The following is a 14690-nucleotide window of genomic DNA, read 5'->3' as shown; positions in this document are numbered from 1 at the left end:
CCTCCTGCCGGGCTTATTCACATCGGTCTGGACCAATTGACGCTGAGCACCTTGACAGCTCGACTGGTCCAGACCAACTTTGTTGCGCACCCCTTGGGCATCTCTGCACTCCCGGGAAACCGTTCCTAAAGACTGAGCGGGAGTGAGTCCTGTTGCCAGAACCCATGCTCAGTCGAACGCCCCGGACGGTGTTGGGCGTTCTGGTTGCCCGCGTTCGCTCCGTGCCCAGCGCCTACGGATCGTGTCCGTGGTCCGGGGATGCGGGGGCGGGTTTCCTCACGCCCAGGGACTCCTGGTCCGGCCTGGACGGTCCGATGCCCCGCACGATCACTCCGGTCGTGTGGGGGCGGTGTCGTCCGTCGCCGGATCGGGTGTCCCTGGGCGCGCCTTCCGATCGCCACGGCGGCAGCATCGTGGCGAGTGGTGGTGCGGGTTGTGGTGGTGAGGGGTTTCTGCCAGTGCTGGGCGCCCCAGCGGCTGGTGTAGGCCGGGTCCACGGCGATGACCGCGATACCGGTCTGGTCGGCCATCGATGACAGTCGGGCGCGGAGTTTCCCGGTGGGCATGCCGGAGATCAGCTGCCGGAAGCGTTTCCTGCGGCCGTACTTTTCCCGGGTCTTCTCGGCGGCGAAGTCCAGGTCCTCCACCGCGATTGCTCGTACGCCGCACGTGCGGGCCCAGTGCAGGAGGCGGGTGAGGGCGTGGCGGACCTGCGCGTCACGGTGTTCGGCGGTGCCGGACAGGGCGTAGGGGAAGTGGCGCGGGCTGCCGGTGGGGTTGCCGTGGGTGTCGAGGCGCCAGGCGGCCAGGTGATCGGCGTTCATGTCGACACCGATCACCCCGTGCGCGAGCGCGGCCTCGATGGGCAGGGTGGGGGTGGCCGGGAGCTGCCAGGACGCAGTCACATACCAGCGGTCCCGGCCGGCGTCGTAGTGGATGCGGTAGGCGATCGCCCGGTCGGCTACGACGCGGTCCGCCCACTCTCCGCCCCGGTGCGCGAACGCGACCCGGCAGGCCAGGACGTACCGGCCGTGCGGGGCGTTCGCCAGATGGCTGAGTGGGGCGGGCAGTTTGATGCTCACCTCGCCGTCCGGGCTGATACGGATGGTCTCGTTGCCGTAGCGCTTGCCGGACTCGCCGTCCGCCTGGCAGAACCAGCGCTCCGCCTCCCACCGCCCCCGCCATGCGGACTCCGTGAGCTGGGCGGCGTCCAGGTGGTGGCGGGTGCGGGCCAGCCGTTTGCCGCCGCGTACGACGTGCACCACTCCGGCCTCGCGGTCGGCCCGCGCGGCGGCCAGACGGTCCTGAAGTACCCGCAGCCGCCTCGACTTGGCGTGCCATTCCCGCTGGGACCGGTAACCCCCGGGTGCCTTCTTCGTCCCCTTCTGCTCGACCGGCAACGACAACCGGCCCTCGACGGTGCGAATACCGGCTTCCAGGTTCTGGATGTACGCCAGCTGGCAGCGGCGGGCCAGCGCCCACTGGTCATGCGAGGCCTTGGTGATACTGCCCGCCCACCGCGACGACGAGACCGGCGTCAGCTCACGCTTACGCACCGCCCACGCCTCACCGGAATGCGAAAGACCGTCCCGACAACGCGCCTTGAGGTCCTTCGAAGCCAGCGACCCCAGATGCGCCCCCACCAGACGCAACACCTTCTCATCGCCCGGCGTCAGGTCCCTGAGGCGGGTCCGGACGGCCACACCGGACGGACCGGACGCGACGAACGACGCCGCAATGCTCCTCAGCTCACCCACCCTGTCACCCCCCTGCCCGCACCCACCCCGAAGATCCCGTCGCCATGAGAAACGAGCACCACCCGGGAAGGTCACGCATTCGAGACAAGAACGTCAGTTCCCCACCGAGAACCAGCCCCACGGCCAAGGCACGCGAAACGACACAGACCCCGCGCACTCACTCCCGCTCACCAGAACGCTCTTGAACACACACCAGCGGCAACAGCTCCAAACCCCCATCACTTCAGGGAGATCGCGTGCGCTTCACACTCACCAGACACCGACTGCTCGCCCTGCTCGGCTCCGCCAGCGAGTCGGGCCGCGTTGACAGGGACGGGCGGACCGCATCGAACACGGCCCGCCCGTCCCACCCAAGGGGCGCGGGGAACTGCGCGACCAGCCCCACCGGGCCCGCAGCCGAAGACCCCTCAGCCGCGCGTCAACCGCAACGTCTGCACCTCGAACGGCCGCAGCGCCACAGCCACCGAGTCACCGTCCACGACAGCCTCGCCGGTGGGCCGCTCAAGCAGGTCCGTGATCTTGGCCCCGGCCAGCGGGAACCCCGTGCACAGCACACCCTCCGCCCGGCCGCCGCGCGACTCGTAGAGGCGCACGACGACGTCGCCGGACGCGTCGTCGGCGAGCTTCACCGCCTCGATCGTCACACCGTCGCCGTCCGCCCAGACGACCGGCTCCGGGGCGCCCGCGGCGTCCGCGACACGCAGCGGGAGGTTGAGGGAGTAACCCTCGGCGACCGCGTCCTCGATGCTCGCGCCGGGCAGCAGCGAATACGTGAAGCGGTGTTTGCCCTGGTCGGCGCCGGGGTCGGGGATGCGCGGGGCGCGCACCAGCGACAGACGGACCGTGGTCGTCGTACCGCCGTCCTCGCGGACCGTGCGGGAGACGTCGTGGCCGTACGTCGAGTCGTTGATGACGGCGACGCCGTAGCCGGGCTCGGCGATGTGCACCCAGCGGTGGCCGGAGACCTCGAAGCGGGCCGACTCCCAGGTGGTGTTGGTGTGCGTGGGCCGCTGGACGTGGCCGAACTGGATCTCCGCGCTGGAGTGGGCCGCGCGGACGTCCACCGGGAAGGCCGCCTTGAGGATCTTCTCGACCTCGTGCCAGTCGATCTCCGTCTCGAAGTCGATCCGGGGGCTGCCGGCCCGGACGGTGATCGTCTGGACGATCTTCGAGCCCTTGCCGAAGTCGCGCTCCACGCGGATGGCGCCGAGGAGCGGGTCCTCGTCGGTCACCGTGACGGAGGACGTCTCCAGCAGGTCGGTGTAGCGGTTCTGGTAGTGCTTGTCGATGTCCCAGGCGTCCCAGTAGTTCGGGAGGTCGGTGTGCAGGCGCAGCAAGTTGCCCTTGTCCGCGAGGACTTCGCGGTTCGCCTTCAGGTCGCGGACCGAGGCCAGCGTGCCGTCCGCCGCCAACTCCACGCGTACCAGACCGTTGTCGAGGATGCGCCCCTCGGTCACCGTCACCGGCTGCGGGGGTTCCGCGACGGCCAGCGGGGCGCTGCCGTTCGCCGCGACCTCCACGTACATGGGGACGCCCGTCGAGGTGCGGACCACCTCGGACCGGTCGTACGGGCTGGTGTTGAAGGCACGGGACTCGCCGCCGCCGAGCGCGGCCACGGCCTCGGCGGTGATCGCCTCCAACTCCTCGGCCACACGGGCGTATTCGGCCTCCGCCTCGCGGTGCACCCAGGCGATGGACGAGCCCGGCAGGATGTCGTGGAACTGGTGGAGCAGGACCGTCTTCCAGAGGCGGTCCAGGTGCTCGTACGGGTACGCGTAGCCCGGCGCGTGCAGCGCGGCCGTCGTCGCCCACAACTCGGCCTCGCGCAGCTTGTGTTCGCTGCGCCGGTTACCCTGCTTGGTGCGGGCCTGGGAGGTGTACGTGGCCCTGTGCAGCTCCAGGTACAGCTCGCCGACCCAGACCGGGGCGTCGGGGTACTCCTCGCGCGCCTTGGCGAAGAACTGGTCGGGGTGCTCGATCTCGACCGTCGCCGAGCCCTCCAGGTCGGCCAGCCTGCGCGCCCGTTCCATGATCTCGCGGGTGGGGCCGCCGCCGCCGTCGCCCCAGCCGAAGGGGGCCAGCGAACGCGACGCGACGCCCTTCTCCTGGTAGTTGCGCGACGCGCGGCCCATCTCCTCGCCGCTGAAGCGGGCGTTGTAGGTGTCGACGGGCGGGAAGTGCGTGAAGATGCGGGTGCCGTCGATGCCCTCCCACCAGAAGGTGTGGTGGGGGAACTTGTTGGTCTGGTTCCAGGAGATCTTCTGGGTGAGGAACCAGTCGTTGCCGGCGAGCTTGGCGAGCTGAGGGTAGGCCGCGGTGTACCCGAAGGAGTCCGGCAGCCACACGCCCTTGGTCTCGACGCCGAAGTGCTCGATGAAGAACCGCTTGCCGTGGATGAGCTGGCGGGCCATCGCCTCGCCGCCGGGCAGGTTGCCGTCGGCCTCGACCCACATGCCGCCGACCGGCGCCCACTGGCCCTTCTTCACCGACTCCTGGATGCGGGCCCACACCTTGGGGTAGTTGTCGCGCACCCACTCGTACTGCTGGGCCTGCGAGCAGGCGAAGATGAAGTCCTCGTACTCGTCGGCGAGCGAGGTGACGTTGGAGAAGGTGCGGGACGTCTTGCGCTTGGTCTCGCGGATGGGCCACAGCCACGCCGAGTCGATGTGCGCGTGGCCGACACCCGAGATCTTGTGGGCGCTGGCGTTGGCCGGCTTGGCCAGCGCGGGCGCCAGGGCCGCTCGTACCGCCGCCGCCGAACCGGCCACGTCGTCCAGGTCGAGGAGGTCGAGCGCGCGGTCCAGGGCGTGCGCGATCTCGTGACGGCGCGCGTCGTGCTCGCCCAGCTCCAGCATCAGCTCGCGCAGCACCTGGACGTCGAGGTCGAGGTGGAAGACCTCCTCGTCGAGGATGGCGAGGTCGGCGTGCCGGAAGGTGTAGATCGGCTTGTCGCCGGCCGTGAGGATGTCACCCATGGGGGTGATCTTGGAGAAGTTGTCGGCGAGGATGTCCGGGTTCGAGGCCGCCTCGACGAGGTAGTCGATCTCCTCACCGCCCGTGGCCGGGTTGGCGATCGGCACGTACTGGTTGAGCGGGTTGACCGCCTTCAGCGGGGTGCCGTCGGTGAGGTGGACCAGGGCCTCGGCCTGGTTGCCGGGCCAGTCGCCGGTGAAGCCGAGGTCGATGACCGCCTCGACGCGCCGACCGGCCCACTCGGCGGGCACCCGGCCGCGCATCCGGAACCAGGTGGTGCCCCAGGGCGGGCCCCAGGGGGTGTCCATGGCGAAGGGCGCGTACTTCGCCGCCGCCGCCTCCTCGAAGGAGACCGGCTCGCCCGGCGCCTGCCAGGCCTCGACCTCGAAGGGAACCGTGGCGGCGTAGATCGCCGCCTTGATCCGCTGGTCGTGGAGGCGCTGGACGCGCTCCTCGATCCGCCGGCGTTCGTCGTGCATGAGAAGTCTCCAGACCAGATTCGAGCAGACCAGATGTGAGCAGACCGGATGTGAGCAGACCGGATACGGGCAGCCGGATCCGAGCAGCCGGTTTTGAGCGGGAAAGCGCTTACTTAAGGTACGCCAGACCGGGATGGACCGCGGTGTATCCGTCCACCAGTCTGCGGGCCACGTTCACGGAGTCGACGAGCGGGTGCAGCGCGAACGCCTTGACCGCCGTCGTGCGGGAGCCGGACTCGGCGGCGGCGAGCACCTCGCGCTCGACGGCCTTGACCGAGCAGACCAGGCCGGAGGCGTGGTCGGGCAGCGGGTCGACGGTGACGGGGTGGGCGCCGTTGGCGTCGACCAGGCAGGGCACCTCGATGACGGCCTCGGCGTCGAGCACCGAGAGCGTCCCGCGATTGCGCACGTTGAGGATCAGGGTGGTGCGTTCGTCGCGGGCGATGGCCCGCATCAGGGCCAGAGCGACCTTCTCGTAGCCCCCGGAGAGGTCGTCGGCGTCGCGTTCGCCCGCGCCCGCCGTCTCGCGGGCCTCGGCCATGTAGGTCGCCTCGCGTTCGGCGCGGGTGCGGTCCCAGGCGGTGAGGGCGGCGGTGCCCGGCTGCTTCATCTCGTCGTAGAAGCCGGCCTGCTGGTCGCGCAGGAAGGCGCCGCGGGTCTTCTCGGCCTGGCTGTAGGCGCGTACGGCCTCGCGGTTGAAGTAGTAGTAGTGCAGGTACTCGTTCGGGATGGCGCCCAGGGACTGGAGCCAGTCGGTGCCGAAGAGCTTGCCCTCCTCGAAGGAGCCGAGGAGGTCGGGGTCGGCGAGCAGTCGCGGGAGTTCGTCGCGGCCGTTGACCCGCAGCCCGCGTACCCAGCCGAGGTGGTTGAGGCCGACGTAGTCGATCCACGCCTCACCGGGGTTGGCGCCGAGCACCCGGGCGATACGGCGGCCGAGGCCCACCGGGGAGTCGCAGATGCCGATGACGCGGTCGCCGAGGTGGCGGGACATGGCCTCGGTGACCAGACCGGCCGGGTTGGTGAAGTTGATGACCCAGGCGTCGGGGGCGACCCGTGCGACGCGCCGCGCGATGTCCTCGGCCACCGGGACCGTGCGCAGGCCGTAGGCGATGCCGCCCGCGCCGACCGTCTCCTGGCCGAGGACGCCCTCGGCCAGCGCCACCCGCTCGTCGTCGGCCCGGCCCTCCAGACCGCCGACGCGGATCGCGGAGAAGACGAAGTCGGCGCCGGTGAGCGCCTCGTCGAGGTCGGTCGTGGCGCTCACCTCGGGGGCGTCGGGCACCCCCGCCGCCTGCTCGGCCAGGACCCGGGTGACCGCCGAGAGGCGGCCCGCGTCCAGGTCGTGCAGGACGACATGGGTCACCCGGCCCTCGGCGTGGTCGCCCAGGAGCGCCCCGTACACGAGCGGTACGCGGAATCCGCCGCCGCCCAGAATCGTCAGCTTCAAGGTTGCACCTTTCCTGCCGTGATGACCTGCACCCCGGCCTCCTGCAGAGAGGACTGCGTCGCCGGGTCCACCGGCGCGTTCGTCACCACCATGTCCAGGTCCTCGGGACCGCAGACCTTCGCCATGCCCGTGCCGGGGAACTTGGCCCGGTCGGCGAGCAGGACGACCCGGTCGGCGGACTTGATCATGGCGCGCTTGACCGGCACCTCGACCACCGTGGTGTCCATCACCTGGCCGCCCGGCCGGACGCCGCTGGTGCCCAGGAAGAGCCAGTCGGCGTGCAGCTGGCGCAGGTTGTCCTCGGTGAGGAAGCCGACCAGGGAGCGGTACTCGCGCCGGACCATGCCGCCGAGGAGCACCAGTTCGATGCCCTCGTCGTCCAGCAGCTCCTCGAAGACCACCAGGTTGCTGGTGATCACGGTGAGCCGGCGGCCGTGCAGCTGCCGGGCCAGCCGGTAGGCGGTGGTGCCGATGTCGAGCAGCACGGAGGAGCCGTCCTCGACGAGGGAGGCGGCCTTGGCGGCTATCGCGTCCTTCTCGGCGACGCGCACCTCGGCGACCTCGGCGAAGGGCTGGTCGCCCTCCTCGACCACGGCACCGCCGTGTACACGTGTGAGCAGTCCCTCCTCCTCCAGTCTGACCAGGTCACGCCGGACGGTGGCGGGGCTCACGCCCAGCTGCTCGGAGAGATCGGTCACGGCTGCGGGGCCCCCTGAACGCAGGGCCCGCAGGATGAGTTGATGTCGTCGTTCTGCCAGCACACGGTGAACAGTACTCGTCATCTTCAATCATTTCTATGCTTGCTTCTGCTCGACTCTTGCCAAATCTTCTGAAGACGCGCACGATTCCGGTCATCAAACTCATCAAACTGACGAGTTTTGACGAGAGGATGCGCACGTGGACGACGAACGGCCCGATGTGCTGCTGACCGGGCTGCTCTTCTTCGACCTCGTCCTCACCGGCCTGGGCAAGCCCCCGACGCCCGGCGAGGAGATCTGGACGTCGGGGATGGGCACCAGCCCCGGCGGGATCGCGAACCTCGCCGTGGCCGCCTCCCGGTACGGTCTGAGGACCTCCCTGGCCACGGTCTTCGGCGACGACGCGTACGGCACCCACTGCCGCGACGTCCTCGCAGGCCAGGAGGGCGTCGACCTCTCACTCTCGCGCACAGCGGACGACTGGCACACCCCCGTCACCGTCTCGCTCGCCTACGACGGCGACCGCGCCCTGATCACCCACGGGCAGCCGCCCCCGTACTCCCAGGACACCCTGCTGGGCGACCCGCCCGAGGCGCGCACCGCCCTCGTCCACCTGGAGGCCGAGCCCCATCGGTGGCTGGCCAAGGCGGCGGCGAACGGCACACAGATCTACGCGGACGTCGGCTGGGACCCCACCCAGGTGTGGTCCTCGGACCTGCTCGACCAGCTCGCCCTGTGCCACGCCTTCCTCCCCAACGAGACCGAGGCGATGGCGTACACCCGTACGGACACCGCGGTCGCCGCGCTGGGCACGCTCAGCGAACTCGTCCCGGTGGCGGTCGTCACCCGTGGCGGTGACGGCGCGATCGCCGTGGACCAGACGACCGGCGAGTACGCCACGGTCCCGGCCCTGGCCGTGGACGTCGTGGACCCGACGGGCGCCGGTGACGTGTTCGGCGCCAGTTTCGTCGCCGCCTCGCTCGGCGGCTGGCCGCTGGAGGAGCGGCTGCGGTTCGCCGTACTGGCCGCCTCCCTGTCCGTACGGGAACGCGGCGGGGCGCTGGCCGCGCCCGGCTGGTACCACGTCCACCGCTGGTGGCACACGCTGGAGGACCCCGAACTGCGGCGCGCCTACGGCTTCCTGGCCGACCGGCTGCCGGCCGATCCGGGGCCACCGGTGCGGTTCGCGCCCGTCACACCCTGACTTCCCCCTTCCCCCCTCTCCCCCTTACTCACTCACGCCCTGATGCACTTACGCACCGAACAGATCCGAAAGGCGGTGGGAGCTGTGCAGCTCTCACGAAGAGGCCTCCTGCGCGCGGGCCTGGCCGGCACGGCCGCCACGGCGCTCGGGGGCCTGGCGAGCGGCTGCGCCGTTCCGACCGGCTCCACCGGGCGCGACATGGTCCTGTGGTACTGGAGCGGCGGCCTGAGCGACACCGTCGTCAAGAACGCCAAGGCCCGCTACGACAGCTCGGTGGACCTCCGGGCCATCCAGATCGGCGGCCAGTACCGCTCCAAGCTCATCACCACCATCACCGGCCAGGCCCACATCCCCGACATCGCGGGGCTCAAGGGCGAGGACATGGCCGCCTACCTGCCGAACGCCGACCAGTTCATCGATCTGCGGACACTGGGCGCGGAGAAGTACAAGAGCCAGTACCTGTCCTGGAAGTGGGACCAGGGCATCGCCGACGACGGCACGATGGTCGGCTTCCCGATCGACTGCGGGCCGGTCGCGCACTACTACCAGTACGAGATCTTCCGCAAGGCGGGCCTGCCGTACGAGCCCGACGACGTGTCGAACGAACTGAACACCTGGGAGAGGTTCTTCGACGCGGGCGAGCAACTCGGCAAGCGCGTCCCGGGAGCGAAACTGCTCACCGACATCAGCTCCGTCTTCGGGAACGTCGTGGAGCAGGGTTCGAAGCGGTACGTCGACAAGGACCGCCACTTCATCGGCGACCAGGAACACGTGCGCCAGGCCTGGGCACTGGCCGTGGAGGCCAAGCGGCGGAAGATCGTCTCCGACCTGGTGGGCGGCACCCCGGACCAGCTGTCGGCCATCCAGGACGGCAAGCTGCCGAGCCAGTTGAACGCCTCCTGGGCCAGCTTCGACATCAAGAGCGGTGTGCCGAAGACCAAGGGCAGGTGGCGGGTGGCCGACATGCCCGTGCGGCCCGCCAACAACGGCGGCTCGTTCCTGTCGATCACCAAGGCGTGCCGGGAGCCCGAGCAGGCCTTCAAGATCATCACCTGGATCCTCGACGCGGCCAACCAGGCGCAGGGTTACGTCGACGCCGGCCTCTTCCCCTCCACGCCCGCCTCGTACGGCCTGAAGCAGATGCGGGAGCCCGACCCCTTCTTCGGCGGCCAGGTCACCACGGACATCTTCGGGCCCGCCGCGCAGAAGATCGTGGTCGCCTACAACAGCCCGTACGACATCGCGCTCGGAACGCCCATCAAGGACGAGATCAAGAACGTAGGCGTCCTCGGCAAGGACCCGGAGAAGGCCTGGAGTGACGCCATGAGCAAGTGCCGTCGGATCGCGAAGCACCTGGGGGTGAGCTACTGATGGCGGTCATCGAGCGCACATCACCCGTGGTGACACGGCCCCCCGCGGTCGGGCCGAAGAAGGGCCTGCGCAAGTACTGGCACCTCTACGCCGCGATCTCCCCCTTCTATCTGATCTTCCTCGGCTTCGGACTGTTCCCGGTCGGCTTCTCGCTCTACCTGTCCTTCCACCGCTGGGACGGCCTCGGCTCGATGGAGTGGGCCGGGCTCTCGCAGTACCAATACCTGCTGAGCGACAGCGACTTCTGGAACTCGATCGGCAACACGATCATCATCTGGGCGATGGCCACCTTCCCCATGATCCTCCTGGCGATGGTCACGGCCGTGATGCTCAACTCGGCGGTCCGGTTCAAGAGCCTGTACCGCGTCGCGTACTTCCTGCCGAGCATCACCTCGGTCGTCGCCATCGCGATCGTCTTCGGCTCGATCTTCTCCACCAACGCCGGCATGGTGAACGCCGTCCTGAACGTGGTGGGGATCGACCAGATCGCCTGGCTGAACACCCCGTGGGGCATCAAGGTCACCATCGCGGCCCTGATGACCTGGCAGTGGACCGGCTACAACGCCATCATCTTCCTCGCCGGTCTCCAGACCGTCCCGGGCGAGCTGTACGAGGCGGCGCGCATGGACGGCGCAGGACCCGTCCAGACCTTCTTCCGGATCACGCTGCCGCTGCTGCGGCCCACGCTGCTGTTCGTGCTCGTCGTCTCGACGGTCACGGGCCTGCAGAGCTTCTCCGAACCACAGGTCCTGCTCCAGACCTCGTCCAACGACTCGACGTTCGCGGGCGGTCCGGGCCACTCGGGCCAGACGATGGTCCTCTACTTCTTCCAGCAGACCTTCGACAACAACGACTTCGGGTACGGAGCCGCGGTGGCGTGGGGCATCTTCCTCGTCGTCGTCCTCTTCTCGATCATCAACTGGCGCCTCGTGCAGCGCCGGGGCGACTAGGAAGGGCCCGCATCATGGCATCCATCAAGGGGTCCCGGCGTCGAGGGCTCGCGCTGCACCTACCGCTGATCATCGGCACGCTGCTCTCGGCCTTCCCGTTCTACTGGGCCGTCATCATGTCGACGCACAGCTCGACGGAGATCTTCTCGTACCCGCCGAAGCTGCTGCCGGGCACGCATTTCCTGGAGAACGTCCGCAACCTCTTCGATGCCATCGACTTCTTCGGGTCGATGTGGAACTCGCTGCTGGTCGCGGTGTCGGTGACCTTCCTGGTCCTGCTCTTCGACTCGCTGGCGGCCTTCGTCTTCGCCAAGTTCGAGTTCCCCGGCAAGGGGCTGCTGTTCGGGCTGCTCATGGTCATCTTCATGGTCCCGGCGCAGCTGTCGGTGATCCCGCAGTTCGTCGTCATGGCGAAGATCGGCTGGATCGGCTCGATGACCGCGCTGATCGTGCCGGCCGCCGCCAACGCCTTCGGCATCTTCTGGATGCGCCAGTACATGAAGACGGCCATCCACGACGAGCTGCTCGACGCCTCCAGGCTGGACGGCGCGAACTTCCTGCGCCAGTACTGGCACGTGGCGCTGCCCGTGGTCCGCCCCGGTCTCGCCTTCCTCGGCATCTTCACCTTCATGGGCCAGTGGAACGACTTCGCCTGGCCCCTGATCTCCCTCACCAACCCCGACAACGTGACCCTCCAGGTCGCGCTGTCCCAGCTCAACGGCACCCACGGCACCACCGACTACGGGATCGTGATGACCGGCGCCCTGCTCGCCCTCGTCCCGCTGCTGATCGTGTTCGCGGTCGGCGCCAAGCAGATCATCGGCGACCTCGCGAAGGGAGCTGTCCGAGGATGACGGACGACCCCCTTCTCGCCCTGCGCCCCTGGGAGACACCCGAGGTGACCTCCTGGCGGCGACTGCCCATGAACGCCGTCGACCGGCGGGAGCGGGCAACCTCCCTGGACGGCGACTGGCGTTTCCAGCTCCTCCCCAACCCCACCGCCCCCGTGGGCGACGACTGGTCCTCGGCCCGGGTCCCCGGCGCCTGGACCCTCCAGGACACCGACGATCTGCCCTGGTACACGAACGTCCAGATGCCGTGGGGCGACTTCCCGCCCACGTCGCCCGCCGCCAACCCGACCGGGGTGTACGAGCGTGAGTTCGACGTTCCGGCCGAGTGGGCGGGCCGGCGGATCGTGCTCCAGGTCGGCGCCGCCGAGAGCGTGCTGCTCGTGCACGTCGACGGGCGGCCGGTCGGCATCTCCAAGGACTCCCATCTGGCGGCCGAGTTCGACCTCTCCGACGTCGTCCGGCCGGGCCGTTCGGCGACCGTACGGCTGACGGTCGTCAAGTGGTCCGACGCCACCCACATCGAGGACCAGGACCAGTGGTGGCACGGCGGCATCACCCGCTCGGTGCTGCTGTACGCGACGGACCCGCTGCACCTCGCGGACATCACCGTGCGGGCACCGGCCTCCGGTGAACTGCGCGTCGACTGCCGGGTGCGGGACGCGGGCGGCGCGCTGCCCGAGGGCTGGTACGTCACCGGCGAGATCGACGGCCAACTCCTCCTCCAGGACGCCGAGTTCGACCGCCTCAACGCCGAGGACGACCGCGTCTCCGACTTCCTCGGCGAACCCCGGCTGGGCGCGCACGTGTCCGACGTACGCACCTGGAACGCCGAGACACCCGAGCTGTACGACCTGACCGTCCGGCTGCACCGCGCCGACGGAACGGTCGCCGACACCTCACGGCGGCGCATCGGTTTCCGGGACGTCGAGATCGTCGGACGGGACCTGCTGGTCAACGGCGAGCGGATCTACATCAGGGGCGTCAACCGGCACGACTTCCACCCGCTGACCGGGCGGACCGTGTCGTACGACGACATGCGCGCCGATCTCGTACTGCTGAAGCGGTTCGGGTTCAACGCGATCCGCACCGCGCACTATCCCAACGACCCGACGCTGTACGACCTCGCGGACGAGCTCGGTTTCTACGTGGTCGACGAGGCCGACATCGAGTCGCACGACCACGCGCACGAGATCGCGGACGACCCGCGCTATCTGAACGCCTTCGTGGACCGGGTCTCGCGGATGGTCCTGCGGGACAAGAACCACCCGTCGATCATCATCTGGTCACTCGGAAACGAGTCCGACTACGGCGCCAACCACGACGCGGCGGCGGGCTGGCTGCGCCGGCACGATCCGACCCGGCCGCTCCAGTACGAGGGCGCGGCCAAGCTCGGCTGGGCCGATCCGGCGGTCGCCTCCGACATCGCCTGCCCGATGTACGCGCCGCTGGAGGACTGTGTCGCGCACGCGCTGTCCGGTGAGCAGACCAAGCCGCTCATCCAGTGCGAGTACTCGCACGCCATGGGCAACAGCAACGGCACGCTCGCGGACCACTGGGCCGCCATCGAGTCAACTCCGGGACTTCAGGGCGGGTTCATCTGGGAGTTCTGGGACCACGGAATCCTTCAGTGCGTGAACAGCGGCAGACCTCTCGGACGCTCAGGCGCCGGGCTCTATGACAACGGTGTCGCCGCCCCCGGCCTGCGCTGGGCGTACGGCGGCGACTTCGGCGAGACGATCCACGACGGCGCCTTCATCGCCGACGGTGTCGTCTTCCCCGACCGCACGCCCAAGCCCGTCATGTACGAACACCGGGAGATCGCGGCTCCGGTGCGCCTGGAGGCCTTCCGGCACGAGGGGCTCGTGGTCGCCAACCACCAGAGTTTCCGGGGCCTGGACTGGCTCACGGCCACCTGGGAACTGACGCTCGCGGACGGCCGTACGCTGACCGCGCCCGCCGAACTGCCGGATCTGCGCCCCGGCGAGACGGCGGCCGTGCCGCTCCCCTTCGAGCTGCCCGCTGACGGCGGTGAGGCCTGGGTGACCCTGCGGGTGACGACGGCCGACGACGAGCCGTGGGCGCCGCGCGGCACCGAGGTCTGCGTGCCCCAGCTGCTGCTGCGGGCCGCGCCGGACGTGTCGGAGGCGGCGGTGACGGGACCGCCCGTCAAGGTCGACACGGACGGACTACTGGTCCACCCGCTGCTGGCCTCCGCGCCCGTGCTGTCCCTGTGGCGGGCCCCGACCGACAACGACGAGCTGGGCGGCATGGCGGCCCGCTGGCAGGACTGGGGCCTCGACACCCTCGTACGCAAGGCCGTCGACGTGCGGCGCGACGGCGGGAGCGTGACCGTGCTCGCCGAGTACGCCGCGAACGCGGGCGTGATCCGGCACGAGCAGGTGTTCACCCCGGTCCAGGGCGGTATCCGCGTCGAGGAGAGCGTCGAACTGCCGGACGCGTACGCCGATGTGGCGCGGGTCGGTTCCGTGTTCGAGACGGTGTCCGGGCTCGACCTGCTGGAGTGGTTCGGGCAGGGCCCCTGGGAGTCCTATCCGGACCGCGCCGCCGGAGCGCCCGTAGGGCATCACTCGGCCTCCGTGGACTCCCTGTTCACCCCCTATCTGCGACCGCAGGAGAGCGGCGGACGGCACGGTGTACGGCAGTTCAGGCTGTCGGCGCCGGACGCCACCGGTCTCTCGGTCGTGCTGGACCGGCCGCGCCAGGTCTCCGTGACCCGGTTCCGCGCCGAGGATCTGGCCGCCGCCACGCACCACGACCAGCTGACGCCCCGGCCCGGCTGCGTGGTCCACATCGACGCGGCACACCGGGGGCTCGGCACGGCGTCGTGCGGCCCCGACACCTTCCCCTCCTACCTCCTGCAGCCGGGCACCCACCACTGGGCCTGGACTCTCCGCACGCTCTAGCTCCCCCCACACACCTCCTCTCACCTCAAAGAACCT

At 69.6% G+C, this 14690-nt stretch carries 9 protein-coding genes; 5 read left to right on the top strand and 4 right to left on the bottom strand.

Annotation, left to right across the window (positions count from 1 at the left end):
• Nucleotides 1-125: 125 nt before the first annotated feature.
• From G3I71_RS08520 to G3I71_RS08505, 4 genes are all read right to left on the bottom strand, one after another.
• Nucleotides 126-1757 (bottom strand): IS200/IS605 family accessory protein TnpB-related protein, encoded by a 1632-nt coding sequence (locus G3I71_RS08520; protein ID WP_343242889.1) that lies wholly within the window; start codon nucleotides 1755-1757, stop codon nucleotides 126-128.
• A 407-nt stretch (nucleotides 1758-2164) separates the two neighbouring features.
• On the bottom strand, nucleotides 2165-5209 hold the full coding sequence (locus G3I71_RS08515; protein WP_164313331.1) for a glycoside hydrolase family 38 C-terminal domain-containing protein: 3045 nt from the start codon (nucleotides 5207-5209) through the stop codon (nucleotides 2165-2167).
• A gap of 109 nt (nucleotides 5210-5318) precedes the next feature.
• Nucleotides 5319-6656 carry a 6-phospho-beta-glucosidase gene (locus G3I71_RS08510; protein WP_164313330.1) on the bottom strand — a complete coding sequence of 446 codons (1338 nt, stop codon included), beginning with the start codon at nucleotides 6654-6656 and terminating at the stop codon, nucleotides 5319-5321.
• A complete protein-coding gene (locus G3I71_RS08505; RefSeq protein WP_164313329.1) occupies nucleotides 6653-7417 on the bottom strand; it encodes a DeoR/GlpR family DNA-binding transcription regulator in 765 nt (254 codons plus the stop codon). The genes G3I71_RS08510 and G3I71_RS08505 overlap by 4 nt, the downstream gene beginning before the upstream one ends.
• A 136-nt stretch (nucleotides 7418-7553) precedes the next feature.
• Between G3I71_RS08505 and G3I71_RS08500 the strand changes: the two genes are divergently transcribed.
• The 5 genes from G3I71_RS08500 to G3I71_RS08480 all read left to right on the top strand — a co-directional run bounded on the left by G3I71_RS08500 (nucleotide 7554) and on the right by G3I71_RS08480 (nucleotide 14654).
• A complete protein-coding gene (locus G3I71_RS08500; RefSeq protein ID WP_164313328.1) occupies nucleotides 7554-8558 on the top strand; it encodes a carbohydrate kinase family protein in 1005 nt (334 codons plus the stop codon).
• Between the two features lie 84 nt (nucleotides 8559-8642).
• Nucleotides 8643-9929, top strand: a complete 1287-nt coding sequence (locus tag G3I71_RS08495) for an extracellular solute-binding protein (RefSeq protein ID WP_164313327.1) — start codon at nucleotides 8643-8645, stop codon at nucleotides 9927-9929.
• On the top strand, nucleotides 9929-10879 hold the full coding sequence (locus tag G3I71_RS08490; protein WP_164313326.1) for a carbohydrate ABC transporter permease: 951 nt from the start codon (nucleotides 9929-9931) through the stop codon (nucleotides 10877-10879). The genes G3I71_RS08495 and G3I71_RS08490 overlap by 1 nt, the downstream gene beginning before the upstream one ends.
• A 14-nt stretch (nucleotides 10880-10893) precedes the next feature.
• The gene (locus tag G3I71_RS08485) at nucleotides 10894-11733 is read left to right on the top strand and encodes a carbohydrate ABC transporter permease (protein ID WP_164313325.1); all 840 of its coding nucleotides are present in this window, start codon (nucleotides 10894-10896) and stop codon (nucleotides 11731-11733) included.
• Entirely contained in the window at nucleotides 11730-14654 is a 2925-nt protein-coding gene (locus tag G3I71_RS08480; RefSeq protein ID WP_164313324.1) for a glycoside hydrolase family 2 TIM barrel-domain containing protein, read from the top strand. The genes G3I71_RS08485 and G3I71_RS08480 overlap by 4 nt, the downstream gene beginning before the upstream one ends.
• Nucleotides 14655-14690: the final 36 nt, after the last annotated feature.

This window comes from Streptomyces sp. SID12501 (assembly GCF_010550245.1).
GTDB lineage: Bacteria > Actinomycetota > Actinomycetes > Streptomycetales > Streptomycetaceae > Streptomyces.
The sequence above is the reverse complement of the archived record's forward strand: the minus strand, read 5'-3'. Positions and strand labels throughout refer to the sequence as shown.

Bases quoted from the DNA above. Each gene is read 5' to 3' on its own strand.
- G3I71_RS08485 (WP_164313325.1), top strand. From the start codon at position 10,894: ATGGCATCCATCAAGGGGTCCCGGCGTCGAGGGCTCGCGCTGCACCTA.
- G3I71_RS08480 (WP_164313324.1), top strand. From the start codon at position 11,730: ATGACGGACGACCCCCTTCTCGCCCTGCGCCCCTGGGAGACACCCGAG.
- G3I71_RS08515 (WP_164313331.1), bottom strand. From the start codon at position 5,209: ATGCACGACGAACGCCGGCGGATCGAGGAGCGCGTCCAGCGCCTCCAC.
- G3I71_RS08490 (WP_164313326.1), top strand. From the start codon at position 9,929: ATGGCGGTCATCGAGCGCACATCACCCGTGGTGACACGGCCCCCCGCG.